General features: G+C 47.3%; 14 protein-coding genes. All 14 read left to right on the top strand.

Features of this window, described 5'->3' with window-relative positions; genetic code table 11:
- Positions 1-192, top strand: a 192-nt coding sequence (locus tag NW212_RS14075) for a hypothetical protein (protein ID WP_258339264.1), incomplete at its 5' end; no start/stop codon positions are given.
- A gap of 665 nt (positions 193-857) precedes the next feature.
- Positions 858-4,064 carry a TonB-dependent receptor gene (locus NW212_RS14070; protein WP_258339263.1) on the top strand — a complete coding sequence of 1,069 codons (3,207 nt, stop codon included), beginning with the start codon at positions 858-860 and terminating at the stop codon, positions 4,062-4,064.
- A gap of 35 nt (positions 4,065-4,099) precedes the next feature.
- The gene (locus tag NW212_RS14065; protein ID WP_258339262.1) at positions 4,100-6,121 is read left to right on the top strand and encodes a RagB/SusD family nutrient uptake outer membrane protein; all 2,022 of its coding nucleotides are present in this window, start codon (positions 4,100-4,102) and stop codon (positions 6,119-6,121) included.
- Positions 6,122-6,158: 37 nt separating this feature from the next.
- Complete coding sequence (locus NW212_RS14060) at positions 6,159-7,235, top strand: DUF5017 domain-containing protein (protein WP_258339261.1); 1,077 nt, start codon at positions 6,159-6,161, stop codon at positions 7,233-7,235.
- 20 nt (positions 7,236-7,255) lie between these two features.
- Positions 7,256-9,298 (top strand): DUF4988 domain-containing protein, encoded by a 2,043-nt coding sequence (locus NW212_RS14055; RefSeq protein WP_258339260.1) that lies wholly within the window; start codon positions 7,256-7,258, stop codon positions 9,296-9,298.
- A 13-nt stretch (positions 9,299-9,311) separates the two neighbouring features.
- Positions 9,312-10,247, top strand: a complete 936-nt coding sequence (locus tag NW212_RS14050; RefSeq protein WP_258339259.1) for a PL29 family lyase N-terminal domain-containing protein — start codon at positions 9,312-9,314, stop codon at positions 10,245-10,247.
- Positions 10,248-10,392: 145 nt separating this feature from the next.
- Positions 10,393-12,372 (top strand): DUF4988 domain-containing protein, encoded by a 1,980-nt coding sequence (locus tag NW212_RS14045; protein WP_258339258.1) that lies wholly within the window; start codon positions 10,393-10,395, stop codon positions 12,370-12,372.
- A gap of 285 nt (positions 12,373-12,657) precedes the next feature.
- Positions 12,658-12,942 carry a hypothetical protein gene (locus NW212_RS14040; RefSeq protein WP_258339257.1) on the top strand — a complete coding sequence of 95 codons (285 nt, stop codon included), beginning with the start codon at positions 12,658-12,660 and terminating at the stop codon, positions 12,940-12,942.
- A gap of 5 nt (positions 12,943-12,947) precedes the next feature.
- Positions 12,948-13,484 carry a hypothetical protein gene (locus tag NW212_RS14035; protein ID WP_258339256.1) on the top strand — a complete coding sequence of 179 codons (537 nt, stop codon included), beginning with the start codon at positions 12,948-12,950 and terminating at the stop codon, positions 13,482-13,484.
- Positions 13,485-13,505: 21 nt separating this feature from the next.
- The gene (locus NW212_RS14030; protein WP_258339255.1) at positions 13,506-14,396 is read left to right on the top strand and encodes a hypothetical protein; all 891 of its coding nucleotides are present in this window, start codon (positions 13,506-13,508) and stop codon (positions 14,394-14,396) included.
- Between the two features lie 329 nt (positions 14,397-14,725).
- Positions 14,726-17,062 (top strand): DUF4955 domain-containing protein, encoded by a 2,337-nt coding sequence (locus NW212_RS14025; RefSeq protein ID WP_258339254.1) that lies wholly within the window; start codon positions 14,726-14,728, stop codon positions 17,060-17,062.
- Positions 17,063-17,068: 6 nt separating this feature from the next.
- Positions 17,069-19,321, top strand: coding sequence for a DUF4955 domain-containing protein (locus NW212_RS14020; RefSeq protein WP_258339253.1), 2,253 nt, complete (start codon positions 17,069-17,071; stop codon positions 19,319-19,321).
- 12 nt (positions 19,322-19,333) lie between these two features.
- On the top strand, positions 19,334-19,531 hold the full coding sequence (locus tag NW212_RS14015) for a hypothetical protein (RefSeq protein WP_258339252.1): 198 nt from the start codon (positions 19,334-19,336) through the stop codon (positions 19,529-19,531).
- 93 nt (positions 19,532-19,624) lie between these two features.
- Entirely contained in the window at positions 19,625-20,521 is an 897-nt protein-coding gene (locus NW212_RS14010; RefSeq protein ID WP_258339251.1) for an Rpn family recombination-promoting nuclease/putative transposase, read from the top strand.
- Positions 20,522-20,581: the final 60 nt, after the last annotated feature.

Genomic DNA, 20,581 nt, shown 5'->3' with positions numbered 1-20,581 from the left:
AAGGTTGCGGGCAAAGATAGTGAATGGCGGTCGCAAAGGCAAATGAAACGCGAAGTTTTTCGATTCTGCGTTCAATCTTCGTGGGGTAAAGGAGCGGAAAAGGCAGGAATCTGTATCTTTCCGTATGGCTCTGTCGACAGCTCTGCGTATTTCATCGACGGATTGGCATATAAAGACGATGCTTGGGAATGATGCGGACGGCTTTTCCGTTTTGCTGTATCTGTTTTCGTATGTGTTGGACAGTTTTTCAGTCGTTGCATGATGAAGCCAGGCATCTTCTATGTTTGTTAATGAATGAAAAAATAAAGGGGTAGGGGTTTCTTTCTTTATTTTTTATATATAATAAGGTGTAAAACGACTTTCGTGGTTCCGTTCGTGGTCTACCTGTCGCTGTAATTTGTTGACTGATAATTTGTTATGCGTGACTTTCGTGGTTCCCTTTTGATTTTTAGCTTAAAAATAATATTGGTTTGGTTAAAAGATGTTTGATAATCTCTGAAAAATGAGCCGTTATCTGAATGCATTTGACGGCTCATTTCATTCAGGATGACGGCTCACATTAAAAAAATGTCCCGTTATCTTTTTGACATTCTGACGTTTCCTGTTTTCCGCGGAGATAAAGATTTCAAGATTTTTTTGAGGATGTCGTTTTTGATTCTGAAATATATTTATTATATTCGCAACTATTGGAAAAACACTTTATAAGACTCGTAAGATTTAATGCCGATGTAATATTTTTGAAAATTGGATATTTTTGTCCCATCAAGTGAATGATTTTATACCGTTCTCTTGATACAATGCTGTAAATTTGTGCTTATGACGTTTTAAAACCTTTATTTAATGTAAATTGTAGAGATATGCAAACCGAATTCCGAATTGATTTGAGGAAGAGGGTTCTCAGTTTGTTGCTGTTGACCTTATTCTCTTTTACCGCGGCTTTCGCTCAGGTTCTCGTGAGGGGAACTGTTATTGACGAAACCGGAGAAACAGTGATCGGGGCGAGTGTCATGATCAAAGGCACCACCCAGGGGACAATTACGGACATGGACGGCAAGTTCTCGTTGAACGTACCCGACAAGAAAGCCGTACTTGTTATTTCATTTATCGGTTATCAGAACCAGGAAGTGAAAGTGGATCCTTCCAAACCGATGTCTATTCTGCTGAAAAGCGATTCCGAGCTTCTTGATGAGGTGGTGGTAGTCGGCTATCAGGAAGTGAAGAAGCGTGACCTGACCGGTTCGGTGGCGAAAGCCAACATGGACCAGCTGCTCAACACGCCGGTCGCTTCGTTTGACCAGACTTTGGGAGGACGTATCGCCGGTGTGAACGTGTCTTCCAGTGAAGGTATGCCGGGCGGAACGATGAACATCGTTATCCGCGGTAACAACTCGTTGACGCAGGACAACTCGCCGCTTTACGTAATCGACGGATTTCCCGTGGAGGATGCGGCGATGGCTTCTACCATCAACCCTGCCGATATCGAGAGCCTTGATATCCTGAAAGACGCTTCCGCTACCGCTATTTATGGTGCGCGCGGTGCGAACGGTGTCGTAATTATTACTACCAAGAAAGGTAAGATCGGTAAGGCTCAGCTCACTTACGACGGAAGTGTCACGATGTCGAATGTGACGCGCAAGATTCCGATGATGGACGCCTACGAGTTTGTGAAGTTGCAGGCGGAGATGTATCCGGAGCAAGCCACTTCTTCATCTGGAGGCTATCTGATGTATAATGATGGAAAGCAGTGGACGCTGGACGATTACCGCAACATCCCGCAGTACGACTGGCAGGACGAAATCTTCCGCACGGCATGGCAGCACAGCCATAACCTCCGTCTCACCGGCGGTACGGAAGGTGTGCGCTACAACGCTTCGCTCTCTTACTATGACCAGCAGGGTATTTTGCTCGAAACGGGCTACAAGCGTATGCAGGGCCGTATCAACACGGTTGTGCGCCGCAACAAGCTGAACATGAGCATTACGGCCAACTACTCACGTGCTATTCAGACGGGTTCTACTCCTTCTGAAAACTCTTACAGCGGTATGAACAACCTGTTCTACAGCGTATGGGGATATCGTCCGGTCACTTATCCTAACAAACCGTTGAGTTCGTTGATGGATAACGCGATTGATGATGCGCTGAATACCACGAATGACTATCGTTTCAACCCGATTCTGTCGTTGAAGAATGAATACCGCAAGAACTATACGAACAACTTGCAGTTGAACGGATTTGCAGAATATGAAATTATCAAGGGACTGAAGGTAAAGGTGTCTGCCGGTTATACTTATGATGCCCGCAAACAGGATCAGTTCAACAACTCCAAGACGCGTTACGGAGGTCCTACTTCAACGGACAAGGTAAATGCGCAGGTTGTACGCAATGAGCGTCTGACGTGGTTGAATGAAAATACGGTTACTTACCAGACTAACATTGCCAAAAAGCATTTCTTCAACGCACTGGCTGGTGTAACTTTCCAGAACTCTGACTATGAATACTATTCGTTCCGCACCATCCATATTCCGAACGAGTCTTTGGGAATGGCAGGTATGGCGGAAGGACAGGGAAGCACCATCAGTTCGTCGAAGAGTTCGTGGTCGATGCTCTCTTATTTGGCCCGCCTGAACTACAATTTCAAGTCGAAATACTATGCTACGGCATCTTTCCGTGCCGACGGTTCTTCCAAGTTCAGCAAAAACAACCGCTGGGGTTACTTCCCTTCAGGTTCTGTTGCATGGACGTTTACGGAAGAAAAGTTCATGAAGCCTTTAAAGAAGGTGCTTTCCAACGGTAAACTCCGTCTGAGCTGGGGTCTCACGGGTAACAACCGTATCGATGAATATGAATACTATACCCTCTTGCAGGTGCTGAAAGATAATATAGGCGACTATATTTCAAACGGAAGCATTCCGAGCGGTGTCTATCCTTTCAATAATGACAATACGAATGTGGGATCAGTTCCTACCTCTATCGTTAACAACAACCTGAAATGGGAAACCACCGAGCAGTGGAACCTTGGTCTGGATTTGAGCTTCTTTGATGACCGTATCAACTTTACCGGAGATATTTACCGCAAGACCACGCGCGACCTGCTGCTGGAAGCTTCACTCCCGTTGAGTTCAGGATTTTATAGTGCAACCCGCAATATCGGTAAGGTACGTAACGATGGTATCGAACTGAGCCTGAGTACGGTGAACATCAAGAATAAGGACTTTAGCTGGACAACAGACTTCAATATTGCGTTCAACAAGAATGAGGTGCTTGAACTTTCGGAAGGACAGAGCACATTGCTGAGCGCCGTCAACTTCGACCAGAACTATAACTCTCAGTCGAGCTACATTGCACAGGTTGGTCTGCCGATGGGCATGATGTATGGTTATTTGTACGAAGGTACATACAAGTACGACGATTTCAACAAATCGGGCGATACCTATACGCTGAAGTCGGGCGTACCTTACTTCTCTACCGAAACCAATACGCAGCCGGGTATGCCTAAATACAAGGACTTGAACGGTGACGGAATCATCAATTCAGATGACCGTACGATTATCGGCCGTGGCTTGCCTATCCATACCGGAGGTTTCACCAACACCTTTACTTATAAGGGCTTCGACCTGAGCGTGTTCTTCCAGTGGTCATACGGCAACGACATCATGAATGCCAACCGCCTGTTCTTTGAAAGTTCCAATAACAGATCGCGCGAACTGAACCAGTTTGCGAGCTATGCTGACCGCTGGACTCCGGAAAATCCGGACAGCGATATTCCGGCAGCCACCAACTCTTCTTCCAACCGTGTGATTTCTTCACGCATCATCGAAGACGGTTCGTTCCTGCGTCTGAAGACGGTGACTTTGGGCTATACGTTCCCGACCAAACTGATACAGAAGGCAAAACTGAGTTCGCTCCGTGTCTATCTGGCAGGACAGAATCTGTGGACATGGACAAGCTATTCGGGATACGATCCTGAAGTGTCTATCCGTAACAGTGCGCTGACTCCGGGACTTGATTTCTCGTCGTATCCGAGGGCATATACTATAAGTTTTGGAGTAAGTGCGGGATTCTAATTGCATCTGTCTAATCATTCATCAGAATATATCATATGAAAAAGTTTAAATATACTCTATTGCTCATGATGTTCGGCGGGATGTTTGCTTCGTGCAACTTCCTTGACAAGGAGCCGACCAAACTGACATTGGAAAATTATTTCAATACGGCGGAGGAGGCAAACTCGTTCCTTACGGGTATCTATGCCATACTCAGCCAGTCATCCTTCTATGGAGCTGACTACATTTATCTGGTGGGAGGAGATGACCTCTCTCATTATGGCGGTTCCGGGCGTGCGCCTGCCACAAGAGGACTGATTTGTCACAACGCTACAGTCAGCGACCCGGCAGTAACGGGTTTCTGGTATACCCTTTATTCAGGTATCAACCGCGCGAACATATTTTTGGAAAATATCGACCGTGTGACTGACATTGACGATGCGACAAAGTCGCAGTACATAGCAGAAGCCCGTTTCCTCCGCGCGTTCTATTATTTCAATCTGGTGCAGTGCTGGGGCGACGTGCCTTTTAAGACTTCGTCCACTCAAGACGTTTCCGGCCTGGACTCTCCGCGCACCGACAAGCAGCAGATTTATGACTTTATCGTGGCGGAAATGAGCGAGGCTGCGGAGAACGGTTTGCCGGAGTTCGACTCCAGCGACCCGGGACATATTTCAAAGTCGGCTGCATATGGGATTCTGGCACGTGTCTGCCTGTTCCGTGCCGGTGAGCATTATCGGGACAGCAATGCGCCGAGCGATGAAACGACGCTCCGTTCATATTTCCAGCAGGCGAAAGACTTTGCCTTGCAGGTTTACGGAAAACACCAGTTGGCAAGCGACTATTGGCAGGTGTTCATCGACATGTGCTCAAACCAGTATAACACAGACGGCAGTGAAAGCATCTGGGAAATTGAGTTTGCCGGAAACAACACTTCGGATGTAGTGGCTGAAGGACGTATCGGAAACATCATCGGTTTGGCGGGTCCTGACTTGTCGAACAGTTCAGACGTGACTGGCTCTGCCGATCCGGGGTACGCGTATGAGTTTATCTTCTCTACGCCGAAACTTTACCGCCTGTATTGCATGGATGTGAATCATAGTTTCTCCAACCCGTCCAATAATATCTCGACAAGCTATACGATTGACGATTTGATGGGGCTGCAGGTGAATTATGCTTCAGGCACAGCGGAAGAAAAAGCTGCTGCGTGGGAGCTGGCGAAATTCAAGGTAAAAGACCGCCGCTTCTTGTGGAACATTGCGCCGTTCGTTTATGTTGAAGGCGGCGGAAAGAATACGGGAGTGACAGGACGCAGATTCTATGAAGGAAATTATTTTGTCAATGCGTCGACTGATGAAGACGGTACAGCCAATCTGCTGAATGTCTGGAACAACTATGATAACGGACGTTCTTATTCGTATACTTGTTCGTCTGCGCAAGAGGCTGAACTGGAAGAGCAGTATCCGGGATTTGAGTACCGTGAGGGTGACTACATGTATAATTCGACGAGCAGCTCATGGCAGGAATCCAGCGTAGGAGATTACACTTACAGAAGCGGAAATAATCATTTCACCGCGAATATTGCCCGTGCGTGTGCGAAGTTCCGCCGGGAATACGAGGCTGACAAGAAAGACAAGAACTTTACTTCCATCAACTTCCCGGTATTGCGCTACTCGGATGTGCTGCTGATGCTGGCTGAAGCGGAGAACGAACTGAACGGTCCTGCAAATGCCATCAGTTATCTGAACGAGGTAAGACAGCGTGCTTTCGGCGGTGATGCAAGCTACAATCTGCAGGAAGGGCTGACCAAGGACGAGTTTCGTCAGGTGCTGAAGGACGAACGCGGGCGTGAGCTTTGCTTTGAAATGTTGCGCCACTTCGACCTGATCCGTTGGGGAGAACTTTCTGAGCGTATGAGTGAGCTGGTAGAGTTCGCACAGATTGGAGGTGAATGGAATCAGGGAACGAGCAATGTGTACACTTATTTCCAGCTGGACGATACGTACAATTATTTCCCGATACCGGATGCCGAGTTGTCTGTGAACAAGGCCATCACTTCAAACAATCCGGGATGGTAATCTATCTGAGTTAAAACACTAATAAAGGATTGAATCAATGAAAAGATATACCTTATATATGTATGCCTTCGCTCTGTCGGCTTTCGCACTTGCTTCTTGCAGCAAAGAATTGACAGAGGGGCTTGACGATGTGAACATTGGCGTTGTAACCGATGATAACGTGATGTACGACGGCATGATTGTGACGGCGAAGAAAGGACAGCCCGTAGAGTTCACCATTAACGGTGAACCGGATTTCGTGACTTTCTATAGTGGCGAACTGGGACATCAGTATATTTACAAAGACCGCACTTCTGTTTCGGCAGAAGATGTGACAGATGCCGAACTGAGTTTCTATCTTTATAGGGATACGGGTAGTGATTTCGGTAAAGGAAATGCAAGAGATAACAATACACTTGACATTTTCTATACATATGCAGACGAGGGAGCGGGTCAGACCGGCTTTCCCGGTCTGGCGAAGGATAACTTCGATGCGGACTATACAGCCGTGAAGGATTTTGAGTGGACTACTATGGTGGACCATGACGAATTTTATAGCTTGGGCACGAACGTTGTGTCTGCTGTGAACAACGGTGCTTTTACGCTTCCCGTGAAGGACTATATAGGTAAGAATTTGGTCATTGCTATCGCTTATAATAAGGACGAGCGACAGAACCCGAGTGCTACGGGCGGTCAGGCCACCAACCAGCATGCCTATTATTTCAACACGATGAACATCACCGCAACGCTCCGCAACGGACAGGAAGCCACGCAGTATGCCAGCAGCTTCAAGTTCACCGCCCTCAATCTAGACGACAAGAGCTATACTACGGTAACGAACAATACTTCCGGACGCTGGAATCTGTCGAGCGCAAGCGCGGGAAACTTCTTCATCCACAGCACGGGAAGTGCCAACGAATGGAAAACCTCTTGGCTTGTTTCTGATCCGATCAACATCCTTGCATGTGAACCCGATCAGGGCGTGAGCGTCAAGAACATTTCGCAGGACATGCCGACTTATTCGCACACATACGAAAATGTAGGAACCTATACGGCAACTTTCGTAGTGACCAACGGCAACTATAAGCATGAGGATCGGGGAGTATACCAGATTGTAGTCAATGTAACCGAATAATCTTTTAAAACGAATAATTTATGAAATACATAAAATCATACTTGTTTTTAGTCCTCACCGCTGCGCTTGCGCTCACGGGGTGCAAGCAGGATGACTTGCAGGACGATGTGGACGCGCTGGCTAACCGCGTGGCCATTCTGGAGGAACAGGTGAAGCTGCTGAATGAGAATCTGGAAACGATTTCCTTCGTGCTCAATTCAGAGAATAAGACCATTCAGAGCGTGACGCCGAGCGGAAACGCCTATACCCTTACGCTCAGCAACGGGGAAACGCTTACTTTGAACATCGGTGTGCAGGGGAGCATTGACGTTCCAGAAATCCCGGAAGATGCGGAATACAATTCATTGATTTCCATCAGTGAGGATGGCTATTGGGTGATTCGCGGCGAAAAGACCGGCCATAAGGCCGTTGGACAGCCCGGCGCTAACGGAAGCGGTTATCCCGAATTCCGTGTGAACGACGGAAAGTGGCAGGTGCGTTTCCTTAGCGATGACGGAGAGGTAACCGAAAATTGGGCGGATGTAGAAGGTACGGCCAACGCGAGTATAGGCGAAATCGGTGACCAGCTAATAGCTGGCGTGGACACTTCCGACCCTACCAGGCTGACCATCACCTATTATACCAACTATTCTGAAGGTACAACCGAAGAGGTTTCTTTGCCTATCGTTCCCGGTTTGATTTGTCAGATTGTTACGGAGGATCTGTTAGACGATGACGGTTATTTGCAGATGGAAGCAGGGACGATACAGACCCTCTCCGTGAAAATATCGGGAGGCACTCCCCAACTGACTTATCCGTCGGGATGGCGCGCCACTATTGAAGACCCGGAATCGGACGGCGTGTATGAACTGACCATTTATTCTCCAGCCGAGGATGCTGCTACGGCATCCGCTCAGTCGCGCGTTTCCGCCAACAATACGGAGGATGTAACGGTGCGCGTACAGAGCGGCATGTATTGGGCTGTAGACAAGGTGAAGGTGAAAATCGGTTCGGATGAGCCGGTAGAGCCGACATACTCTTCTGTTTATGAGAAGTATCAGGCAGAAGGCATCACCATCGGCAGCTATACGCTGAACAGCGAATCGGGGATGAATGTAACCGAAGTGACTTCAGACCAGACAATTAGCGACGCCCCGTCGGGTGCATACTTTATCAATGAAGGCGTTACGGTGACTTTCTCAAACGTCAATATTAAGGATAATCTTATTTTGATTTCCAATAGCATTGACGGAGGAAAGGCGAAAGTGACGGTTAACAATACGTTTAATGCAGCAACAGGTGGAATTGAAACAAATCTAATAGCTCAGAATATTGAGTTTACAAGAGAAGGATTGTTTATGCAGTTAGCTGCTGGGAGGAAGATTGAAAATCTGATTCTTGATGGTTGTAAAGTAACGATGGGTAATTCCAATAATTTATTTAATGGACATCAAGGAGATGATGATGCTATTGAGAACATAGAGATATGCAATAGCGATATCCACTTTAATCAAGATAAAGGTGGAGGTGGACGTATTTTGAATTTTGCTCCTAATACTGGTTCTACTGACAATAACGTGGTTAGTGCGAATATTACATTTAAAAATAATATTATTTATGGTAACCAAACATTTAGCATTAATGGAGCTTTGCTTACAACTACTTTGAATAACGATTATCCGGGCTCGTATAAGGGAAGTCTTCTTGTTGAGAATAATACTTTTGTTAATTATGCTCCAGCAAATGGACTTGTCCGTAGTAAGATGGATAATGCGGCAACTATTAAAATTGCCAATTGTTTGTTCTGGGATGGTGTTTCGTCTTCAACTGTGAGGATGGTAAATTTGGAGATTAGTAGTGATATTGGTCTTCCTGCTTCTCTTGCTTTTGAAAATATAAAGTGTTACTCTTCTACGGCATCTTATCAGTATCTGACGAGAGTTCCTTCTTCTGGTTATGATCAATATCAGGGGGGGGGGAATACGATAACAGAAGAAAGTGAAGACCCGTTTAGCAATATGAATTTCTTGACAGGGACATTCACCAAGAAAGCCGCTTATGCTAATTGCGGTGCCCAACGCTAAAACCTAAAGAATTATGAAACGAATAGCAATAATATTACTCAGCATGATTCCCTTGTTCACGTTCAATGCGTGCGACCAGAGGGATGACATACAGGCCGACGTAGATGCACTTAATGTGCGTCTTGACGAGCTGAACACTCAACTTGAAGGCATGAACACAAGCATCAACGCTTTCTATGACGTGGCTATGCTTCAAGACAATATCTTTGTGACGGATTACTCGCAGAGCGAGAATGGCGATTATACCCTTACACTCAGCGACGGCACCTCCCTCACGATTTTCGGGGGAAAGCCAGCCGAAGAAATCCCTGCAATGGGATTCCGTGAGGAAAACGGCGTGTGGTATTGGACTTACACTATCGACGGTGTGACTTACGACTTGCAGGACGGGGACGGTAATCCCGTGCAGGCTTCCCCTACAGACGGAAAGGACGGCATGACTCCCACCATCTCCGTGCAAAACGGACGCTGGGGCTATACGATTGGCGACGGGGAATGGACGGAGATTCCGGGCAACTACGGTATTGCCGATGTGGATAATATTCCGAACGGCATGTTTGCGGATGTAAAGATTAAAGAAAGCAATTCAAACATTCTTGTTTTCACTTACGGTGACGATGAGTTGGAAGTGGCTTTGCTCGGCGGTCTGGCTATGACCTTCGCCACGCAAGGCACACCTGCAACGGCGATTACCGCAACAAGCGTAGTGGCAGGCTCAAGCGTCACGCTGAACGCTGCCCTCACTGAAGTGGAGTATGTGATTATCGATCCGACACCCCTTGGAGTGAGCTTGGACGAAACGGATGCCCCCGAAGGCGGACATCAGCTTACCGTTACGGCTCCTGCCGGGCTGGCGGCTGGCAGCTATACAGTCTATTTCCAGATATTCTCGGACGCAGGCTACAGATTAGTTGTTCCGTTGAAAGTGACGGTGACGGCGAATGTCTGACGTGAAGGTATTGTCATTCCGATTATTCCTTTTTGTCATTCCGAGCGAAGTGAAGAATGGCAAAAAGGATAGAAAGACAAGAAAGGTTGGCAAGCCGTAGGGAAAGAATTTACAAAACTTACAAAAATTATAAACAGATATGATTATGAAACGCTATAAATCATTCATCCTTCTCGGAATGCTCGCATTGTCGTTCACGGCATGTAGCACGGACGATTTGGAACAGAATATTGATGCGCTTGCTTCGCGCGTGGAAGACATGGAGAAGCAGGTGCAGACTTTAAATGACAACATGAACGTGATCCGCGTGTTGCTGGACGGAAACAAGACCATCCAGACCGCTACTGAAGATCAGGCAACGGGCACATGGACGCTTCTTCTGAGCAACGGAGAAACGCTCACGCTGACTCAGGGAAACACGGAAGGAGCCGTTTATCCGGAAATTACAATCAGTGATGACGGTTATTGGGTAATTGAGGGAGTGAAGAGCGACCGGTGCGCTGAGGCTGAAAACGGACAGGCCGCTACTGTTACCCCACAATTCCGGATTGTGGAAGAAAGCGGTGCCAAGGTATGGCAGGTGTCGTATGACGGTGGCGGCACAGACGGCACATGGGTGTATGTGACGGATGAGTCAGGCAATCATGTGAAGGCTACAGGCACAGGCATAGGCACGAATCCGATAAAGGGCGTAACTCGTGAGGGTGACAACCTCAAAATCACGTTGTCGGGTGACGGAGCATACACTATTCCTATTGTTGAAGGGCTGGTATGCCGGATTGTAGAGCCTGAAGGTATGGAAAACGGTACTTGGTATGTAACCGGAACGGGTGAGTTTACAGTTACAGTAAGTGATGATGCCGGTATCGTGGCCCGTGTGGTAGCTCCTGTCGAATGGAACGCTTCAATCACAGAATCTGGTGCTGAAAGAACCGTAAGCGTAACTGCTCCTGCCACTCCGAGTGAGTGCGTATTGGCAGTGGAAGTGACTAAAGGAGTCAATACCATTACGGATGAGATTGTGGTTCGTACAAACGTAGGCGAAGGTGGCTATTACGCCGACTTCATGGCCGGACTGGACATCCAGATTGGGAATGTGAAGATTAACAAGAAGATGTTTGGTGAGGATGTGACGATTAAGCACGTGACTTCGGATGAAACCATAAGTAGTGCCAGTAGTGGTGTTTATTTTGTAGGAAGTTCAGCAACATTAACCTATCAAACGACGAGTGTTCAAGCTGATCAGCCTTTGATCTTAATAGGTGATGATTCTGATGATAAAGGTAAGGTGGTGTTTAATAGTTCTGTTGCGCTTAATGGGAATACGTTGTTGTTCAAGGATATTGAAATGACAATGACAAGTTATGATGCTACAGCCCGTGGGCGTTTTTCTTTGGCTGATGGTACATCCGCTCCTACTATAATATTGGATGGTTGCAAGGTGGTAGTAGGAGAAAAAGCAAATAGCTCTTTTGTCGCTGTTACAGGTAGTACTGGCTTAAAAGAATTTAGTTCATATAATTCTGTATTTGAGATTCAGTTGCTTACACAATATCGTATTTTGAATGTGAGTATAAATACTGAGACAGATGTTAAGTTAGAAGATGTGCGGATGGTGAATAATGTATTGTATGCTCAGAATGGAACAAATGTTCAATTTTCAGTGCTTTGGTTGCATAATAATAATGTATCTATGGATGCAGGGGCTGATAATCTTGTAGTTGAGAATAATACATTTGTAAATTTGCATTATGCTTTCCGTGGTATCTTTAATGGGGGTAATATGAATCAACTGATACTTAAAGATAATATCTTTTATTTTGAATCCTCTAATACAGCGAATGTTCAGTTGCTTCGTACACGTGGTGGTGCTCCGAGTGGGAATGATGCTCCTCCGGGAATTCATAATGGATCGATAGTCGCTCAGTCAGGAGAAATTAGCCATAATATTGGTTATAATGGTAGTGAAAGTTTGGCTTTATGGTCAGGGAATGCTCCTCTTGTTGGAGCAGAGTCACTTTTGTTGAAGGACGATATTTTTAAAACTTCTTCTGGGGGGAAATTTATACCTAATGATGCTTACCAAGATTATGGTGCGCATATAGAGGGTATAACTACGGAGTGATGCCGTTTATACGTGAATATAAGGATTTATAATCCAAAATAATCAGCCGTCCCGACGCTTCCAATGAAACGCCGGGACGGCTTGCGTATGTTGGCGCCACATAGTAATTCCGGATGCTTATTAAGATTGCAGTACTTCTGCGGAAGGATTGAGAGGCGATAATGCTTGGATTGGATGTAGGTCTTTATAGAAGAAAATAGTGTAAGTTACATAAATTCTTGTTTAAAAGATTATGAACTTGGCATAATTTCAGTACATTTGTAATGTAAACAAAGAAAATGAGCCATGACAATAAAAGAGACAGTCGGATGGTTCGGTTCCATTTTTGATGTCAATAAAGGTGAAGGCCAGGAAAAGGGAGATTTCCGTGTCGGCCGGACTTCTGACATTGAGAGGGTCAGGGCAGAGGACCGTACCGTCAACCTGCTCGGATTCACCAGATGCGGCAGTCCGGATGTGGCCGGAAGGCTGGTTGAGGCTATGCGGGATGATGGCTTTGGAACCGAAGAGGGGCGTATAGAGGACGGCGAGTCTTCCGTTTTTGTGTATTTGTATAGAAGAAGACCCTGAGGATTATGTTGGACGAGAAATTGAAATCAGTGTATGCCGCTGAGATATTCAGGCTGGCGGAAGAGAGAAAGGACGAGAACTTTTATAATTCAAGCGCGGAGCATGCCGCTATCGTGCACCGGGCTTTGGCTAAATATGCCACTGAGTATATCGACATATTCAGTAGCAGCATGTGTTCTGACGTGTCGAACAATGCGGAGTATTGCCGTCTGATAAAGGCATTTCTCGATACGGACAGCAAGCGTTCGATCCGAATCATTCTGACCGATTATTCGGACAGCTTCCTGAAGACTGACATCGCCGGAGTGCTCGCGGGATACCCGTCACAGGTTTCGGTGAAGAGTTATAATGGAAAGGTGATGTACAAAGGGAAGCCTGCGCATTTTACGGTTTCTGACGGTCGTGCGTTCAGGCTTGAAACCGATATAGACGCGCGCATGGCGTTCGGTAATTTCAATTCACCGGGACAGGCCGGTGCCTTGGAGAATGTTTTTGACAAGATATTCAAATCCAGGCTGGTGGAAGATGTCCGTCTGAATTAGGAATCTGTTTTTTGTGTCACTATGCTGGAACTGGTAGATTTCAATGACCTGTTTGTCCTTGCCGTCGGCTTGTCGATGGCGTATGTGATTTTTGAAGGCAGGAGAGAGTATTCCTTCTTTTATGTCTTGTCACGGATTACCGAAACGCTGAAGTATTGGGTGCTGGATATGAAAACTAAACCGCAGCAGAAGGAAGAGGCGATAATCGCCAAGATAGACTACTATCTGAAGTCCGGACTTTTGAAGGACGAGACAAAAGGTGCGCTGGATTTGGTTAGCCGGAAAGCGAAAGAGGTTGTAGGCAAGGTGCATGAGCTGGAGGCATGGAGTGAACGTAAGCTGAGGTTCCATACGAAGACATCGTTCCTTTCTGTCATTTCGTATGACTGTTTCCTGTTCGGTCTGTTCGTCCTGTTTGCCGGAGTGTTCCAGCATAAGTGCGGTACTTGTGTGGACGGTCTGCTGGAGGTGATGCTCTTGTCCGTGTCTGTCCTGCTGCTCCACTGCCTTTGGTTCGAGCGGTTGGAGATGGATTGCCGGTGGAAGAGAATCCTCGGCCCGGGTCTTGTGTTGCACAGTTTGATTTTTGTGGGTGCATTAACATGGGGTACATTTCATAGAGAAATAACTTTATTGCCTTTTCTTGATGCAGGTGTATTGCCCGTCTATTGTGCGGTTGCATGTTTTATCGGTTTCATAGCTTATCTGGTGATGAATATTTTGTCGAATATTGTGCTGGCTGTAATAATCTCGGTCAAAATATCTTTGTTAAAGATATCGGAGAATGCAGAAACGCACAGGACTGATATGGAGAGGTATAGGGAAGAGTTGGACGATATAGACAACAGGCTGAAGGAAGATGATTTGTCGGAAAATATTAGTGTTACCCCTGACAGTGTATGTACGGACTGACGAGCGGGTGGAAAACATGAACAGATTACCTTAAACGACTTGACTTTCCGGAGTACTGACCGCCGGCCAATTTTCTGTTTTATTCTCTGTTAGTTTATTGATCAGACCTTTCTTAATGGTGTTTCAGGAAGTCCCCATTTTTCTTAGACTGAAGGTTGTACGGCCTTATATGTCATAATTGTACAAAAATAGGTGCTTTATTTTTCATTAATAAGATTTCGGCTTCTCCGGTGTTTTCCAGTGTTGGAAAAATATATTAAATTTGTTCAGTCTGAACGGCTTCCGGAAGCCGTCCGAACGATTTGCAGGACTTGGTAAAATTAGATACTATGAGTGTAAGATTCTTGAAAAATTGGATGTGGTGCTTGGGCTTGCTGGTTATGGCGGCATGCTCGGACGAAGAAGTGGTTCAGGACGATGCGCCTGTAATACCGGAACAGCCGGCGGAAATAGCTTCCGTTATTGACCAGTATAATGCGGATATTGCGGCGATGCAGGCGCTTTTTGAGGGTGATGCAGAGGTGGTGAATTATACGCAGGAAGAGTCTGGAGCCTATCGCTTGGAATTGAGTGACGGGAAAATCGCGACTGCCGTTTCCCGGACGGAGGACGATGCAGACATTCCGTTGTTTGGCGTGAACGAAGAAGGCTATTGGACGGTACAGTTGAACGGAGAAAGTGGTTTGCTGACTGATATGGCCGGGAATTCAGTTCCGGCTTTGAGAAAAACAGGCAAAGGTGTGTATACTCCCCAGGTTGCCTTGGGCGAGGACGGCTATTGGCAGGTTTCTTTGAACGGCAATCAGTGGAAGCGGCTTTCTGATGCTCCGGCTGCTGACATGACAGGAAAGACCTCTGCCAACTTTTCTCTGTACAAATCGGTTGAAATGGATGGCAGCGGTCAGCTTACATTGTCGTTGCGCAACGGTGAAGCGTCTGTGACGGTTGATGCGAGTGCGTCATCTTCTGCTGAGGCATGGAAGAAGTTTGTGATGGGCAGCGAGGACAATGTATTGCTTGACTATTCGTATGCCGGATATATGCACGGTGAAGTGGCTCCTGCCGACGGATTTGCATGGGGGTATAAGGTGTATAATGTTTTGGATTATGGCGCTGATCCCACAGGAAAAGAATCTTCAAGGGAAGCTTTGCTGAAGATATTAAGGGAAACACAGTTTTTTGGTAGCAAGGATGAAAATTTAGGAGGGGATGACGGATGGAAGAATCGCGGCAAGGCTGCGAATATGGTCGTTTATTTTCCTGCCGGAAGATATATTCTTCATAATAATGATGACAATGATTCCGGTGGCGGTACAAATGCCGCGACTGATGAAGATGGGAACAACCGGAGCACAACCATATTTGTCAGCGCAAGCAATTTTATCATTAAGGGAGATGGGCCAGAAAGTACAGTCCTTGTGATGGAAACTCCTAATTTGGCGACAGATGTAAACAATACGGGTTCTTCTCCGGAGTTAATCAAGATTGGACAAACGAACAGTCCGGATGCGTCCAATATGAAACTGCTTGCAAGCGTGACCGGTGATTCGCCTAAAGGGGCATTTTCTGTGCAGGTAGACAATACGTCAGATATAACTGTCGGCAGTTGGGTGCAGTTAAGGTTGCGTAGTCATGACCCTGAACTTGTAAAGCAAGAAGTCGGACCGATTCCTTTGGGCAGTAACTGGACGATTAATGGCAGCGGAGAAGACGAAGGAGTTAAAGTAACGGAGTTTCATCAGGTAAAGTCAAAGACAGCTACATCGGTTACTTTTGTCGAACCTATTATGCATGAGGTAAATCATGCGTATGGTTGGGAAATAAAGGACTATAAATATCTGGAGAATGTAGGCGTTGAAGATTTGGCTTTTGAGGGCAATGCTTTGGACGGCTATTCACATCATGGTGATGATTATGGCTCGGCGGACAAACAAAAACTGGGTTGGCAGTATGATGGAGCATATAAGCCCTTAGTCCTCAGCCGTGTGGTCAATTCGTGGGTGCGAAACGTGAAATTTACCAGTGTTAGTGAAGCGGTAAGCATCAATGAATCTGCCAACAGTTCTGCATATAATATTGTGATTGACGGGACTCGCGGGCATTCGGCTGTCCGTTCCCAGCATTCTACGCGTGTCTTTATTGGTGCTGTCAAAGATGCAAGCACAGGCTCGGATGCTAAAAATAATCCTTGTGAGGGACAGTTCCACAGCTGTGGCGTGTCGAAGCCAAGCATAGGTACGGTTGTCTGGAATTGTGAATGGGGAAAAGACGCTTGTTTTGAGTCGCATGCCACTCAGCCTCGGGCTACATTGATTGACATGTGCAGGGGCGGATTGGTGCGTTATCGTGCAGGTGGTGCTGAAGAAGAGAATCCGAACCACTTGGCAGACTTGACTTTATGGAACTTGTATGTAACAGGAACTTCGAATGCGCAAGGAAGCTGGGGAACGGATTTTAAATGGTGGGCAGCTGATGACACGTGGTGGAAGATTTATCCTCCGATTGTGGTCGGTGTACACGGCGCTTCTGTTGATTTTACGGATGAGCCTGATCAGCTGACTTATGAAGAAAGTACAGGCGCGATGGTTACTCCGGAGTCGTTGTACGAAGCCCAACTGGAAAGACGTCTGGGATATGTCCCGGCATGGTTGAATGCGATAAAATAGTCTGACATGTTGGAAGGGAAGTGGATGAAAAGAGGATTCCTGTATGCCTTCTGTGCGGCTGCGCTGTTGCTTGTCGCGCCAGGATGCAAGGATGATGCGGTGGAAGATTCCGGTACGCCTGATACTCCGCAGGCGGAAGACGTGTTTTCTCAGCTGAACCGTGATATCGCAGATATGCAGTCGCTGGCTGAAGGCCATGTGAAAGTGCTGACTTGCTTTACGGAAGCGGACGGCAGCGCGGTGATGGAACTGGACAACAACCATGTTCTGAATATATATGCCGAACAGGAGAAGGTCAATTCTGTTCCTCTTGTCGGCATAGACGGGAATGGCTATTGGACGTATGAGCTGGACGGAAGCTCCGGAACGTTGGAAGGGAGTGACGGACAGCCGGCACCTGCATTGAGCTCGACGGGCAAGTCTGCGGTGACTCCCCAGTTCCGTTTAAGCGACAAAAGATACTGGGAGGTTTCATTTGACGGAGGAGAATGGAAGCAGTTGAGTACACGTCAGGTGTGGGATGTGGACAAGGCGGGCAAATCCGCTTTCTCTCCGTTTGCTTCCTGTTCTGTTGACGGGGATAAAGTGACAATATATCTGCGCTGCGGAGCGTATGAAATAAACGTGCCGGTTGAAGGCAAGGCGACTACAGACGCGTGGAACAAGTTTGTGGCCGGTGCGGACGGCAATGTGCTGCTTGACTTTTCGTATGCCGGATACAGGCACGGTGAAGAGGCTCCTCCGGAAGCTGCGTGGGAGCGTGTAAACGTCAGACAATGGATGGATGACTATAAAGTGGGCGCGCGTCAGGCTTTGCTGGATATTATGGCAAAGTATGGGCTGGACAAATCTTCGGGCAATGGAAACGCCAATGTGGTAATCTATTTCCCCGCGGGCGATTATGTGTTGCATAACGAAGACGACAATACGAAGGATGACAATAAAACCTCTGGTGACACGGACAGCCGGGGAAATAATACGAGTCATGCGATTACGATGTTTGGCGGGAACTTCGTGATTAAGGGTGACGGGCCGGACAAGACCCGACTTATCATGGAGACCCCTATGTTGCCGAATGACAACAGCATGTATTCGTCGCCGACTCTGATTACCATCAAGCACAATTCGTTTCTGACGAGTGATGTCTATGACGTGACGGGAGGTGCGGCAAAAGGAACCTTCAGTGTGGAAGTGGCCAATGCAAACGCTTTCAGCGAGGGTGAATGGGTTTGTCTGTATTTGCACGACAACAGCCCGGAGCTGGTGGCACAGGAACTTCAGCCGTATGAATGGGAGTCTACCATGACAAACATTTCGGAAAAGGGCGTGCAGGTGGAAGATATTCACCAGATTGAAAAGATTGAAGGCAACACGGTGACTTTCAAAGAACCGATTATGCATGAGGTGGACCCGCAATGGGACTGGCAGTTGCGCAAGTACAGGCATTACGAGAACGTGGGTGTGGAGGACTTGTGTTTTGTCGGCCATTCGGTGTCCGACTTTAAGCATCACCGCAGCTGGGAAGACGACGGTGCCTACAAGCCGATCAATTTCATGCGGCTTGTAAACTCGTGGATGCGCAGAGTCCGGTTTACGAGCGTAAGCGAGGCGGCTTCCATCATATCGTGCGCCAACTGTTCAGCATATGATATTGATATTGACGGAAATGGAGGCCATGCAGCGATCCGCTCGCAAGGTTCGAGCCGTGTGTTTATCGGTGCGGTCCGCGACCGCTCCAATCGTCCGCTTGCCGACCAGTGGTCTTCGTCGAATATTGTGGAAGGAGCAGGGCAATACCATGCCTGCGGCGTTTCCAAGCCGAGCATGGGTGCCGTAATCTGGCGTGTTTCATGGGGAAGCGACGCTTGCTTTGAGGCGCATGCAACCCAGCCGCGAGCTACGCTGATCGACTGCTGTACGGGAGGTTTCATGCAGACGCGCCAGGGCGGAGATGCGGAGCAGGTGCCTAATCATCTGGCCGACTTGACCATCTGGAACATGAATTCCATCAATTCGCCGGCTCCGAAGGGCAACGGAAATGTAGGAACGGAATTCGACTGGTGGCGTTCGGGATGGAAGTATTGGAAGATTCTGCCTCCGGTAATTGTAGGCTTCCATGGAGAACCGGTAACCTTTGTGCAGGATCAGGTGAAGCTGGATGAGAGCAACGGTACGCCTGTGGAGCCGCAGTCGCTCTACGAAGCGCAGCTTGAACGTCGCTTGGGATATGTTCCAGCCTGGTTGAATGCATTGAAATAAAGTCATGGAAGTATGGAGGATGCATACCTGGGAGGCTTCCTTCATGCTTTGGGAAAAGCAATCTTTTTAGTCCTTGCAGCGGCTAAGAGAGTTTTTGTATTTGTTATTGTACGAACCGTCGGTGACGCACAGACCGTTGCCGACGGTTTTTTGGGTTATTGTCTGTCGATGGGGCAGGATGGGAAAAATCCTGCAATTGCCGGAATTTGAGCCTTACGGAATGAAATTCATCGTTCCTTTTTGTTATATCTGCCGGATTCTGTATATTTGCGTTATAACGGCAATTTTCAGGACATTACTGCTATGGCAAAATTCATCAACCCTTTTACAGACGTGGGCTTCAAGCGCATTTTCGGTCAGGAGATCAACAAGGACCTTCTGATTGATTTTCTCAACGCATTGCTGGAAGGCGAGCGTCATGTGGAGGATATCCATTTTCTGGACAAGGAACTTCTTCCGGAATTCGAAAACGACCGTGGTCTTATTTATGACGTTTACTGTACAGACTCGAACGGCGAGCAGTTTATCGTAGAAATGCAGAACCGTGAGCACGTCAATTTCCGGGAGCGTACGCTTTACTACCTCTCTCAGGCGATAGCCCGTCAGGGCGAAAGGGGATCGGACTGGAAATTCAGCCTGAAGGCTGTCTATGGAATATTCTTCGTGAACTTCCGTTTGACAGACCTTCCGAGCAAGCTGCGCACAGACATCGTTCTTGCCGACCGTGAAACTCATGAGCAGTTCAGCGACAAGATGCGCTACATTTTTCTGGAGCTTCCTTCGTTTGACAAGGAGGAGTCTGAATGCGCGACAGATTTTGAACGTTGGATTTATGTATTGAAGAATATGGAAACATTGAACAGGTTGCCTTTTAAGGCGCGCAATGCCGTTTTCAAAAGACTGGAGGAGATTGTTGACATCGCTGCCCTGAGCAAGGAGGAACGGATAAAATACGACGAGAGCATCAAGGTCTACCGCGACCAGCTTGCGGTGATGGAGTTCGAGCGTCAGAAAGGCCTTGCGGAAGGTTTGGAGAAGGGCCTTGCGGAAGGTCTGGAGAAGGGCCTTGCGGAAGGGATAGAAAAAGGTATGGAAAAAGGGAAAGAAGACGTGGCGCGGAATCTCAAGGAGATGGGGCTTGACGTTTTTTCCATATCCCGTGCTACCGGACTTTCACCTGATGTCATTGAAGGATTGTAGTATGCTGGAGAAGAGGCATTGAACGGGCTGCCTCCAAGGCTGCAATGCTGTGTTTAAGAA

This window comes from Bacteroides sp. ET225, assembly GCF_024733745.1.
Classification (GTDB): domain Bacteria; phylum Bacteroidota; class Bacteroidia; order Bacteroidales; family Bacteroidaceae; genus Phocaeicola; species Phocaeicola excrementipullorum.
The sequence above is the reverse complement of the archived record's forward strand: the minus strand, read 5'-3'. Positions and strand labels throughout refer to the sequence as shown.

Coding starts and splice junctions, on each gene's coding strand:
- NW212_RS14050 (WP_258339259.1), top strand. CDS start 9,312: ATGAAACGAATAGCAATAATATTACTCAGCATGATTCCCTTGTTCACG.
- NW212_RS14070 (WP_258339263.1), top strand. CDS start 858: ATGCAAACCGAATTCCGAATTGATTTGAGGAAGAGGGTTCTCAGTTTG.
- NW212_RS14010 (WP_258339251.1), top strand. CDS start 19,625: ATGGCAAAATTCATCAACCCTTTTACAGACGTGGGCTTCAAGCGCATT.
- NW212_RS14020 (WP_258339253.1), top strand. CDS start 17,069: ATGTTGGAAGGGAAGTGGATGAAAAGAGGATTCCTGTATGCCTTCTGT.
- NW212_RS14030 (WP_258339255.1), top strand. CDS start 13,506: ATGCTGGAACTGGTAGATTTCAATGACCTGTTTGTCCTTGCCGTCGGC.
- NW212_RS14045 (WP_258339258.1), top strand. CDS start 10,393: ATGAAACGCTATAAATCATTCATCCTTCTCGGAATGCTCGCATTGTCG.
- NW212_RS14040 (WP_258339257.1), top strand. CDS start 12,658: ATGACAATAAAAGAGACAGTCGGATGGTTCGGTTCCATTTTTGATGTC.
- NW212_RS14025 (WP_258339254.1), top strand. CDS start 14,726: ATGAGTGTAAGATTCTTGAAAAATTGGATGTGGTGCTTGGGCTTGCTG.
- NW212_RS14065 (WP_258339262.1), top strand. CDS start 4,100: ATGAAAAAGTTTAAATATACTCTATTGCTCATGATGTTCGGCGGGATG.
- NW212_RS14060 (WP_258339261.1), top strand. CDS start 6,159: ATGAAAAGATATACCTTATATATGTATGCCTTCGCTCTGTCGGCTTTC.
- NW212_RS14015 (WP_258339252.1), top strand. CDS start 19,334: ATGGAGGATGCATACCTGGGAGGCTTCCTTCATGCTTTGGGAAAAGCA.
- NW212_RS14035 (WP_258339256.1), top strand. CDS start 12,948: ATGTTGGACGAGAAATTGAAATCAGTGTATGCCGCTGAGATATTCAGG.
- NW212_RS14055 (WP_258339260.1), top strand. CDS start 7,256: ATGAAATACATAAAATCATACTTGTTTTTAGTCCTCACCGCTGCGCTT.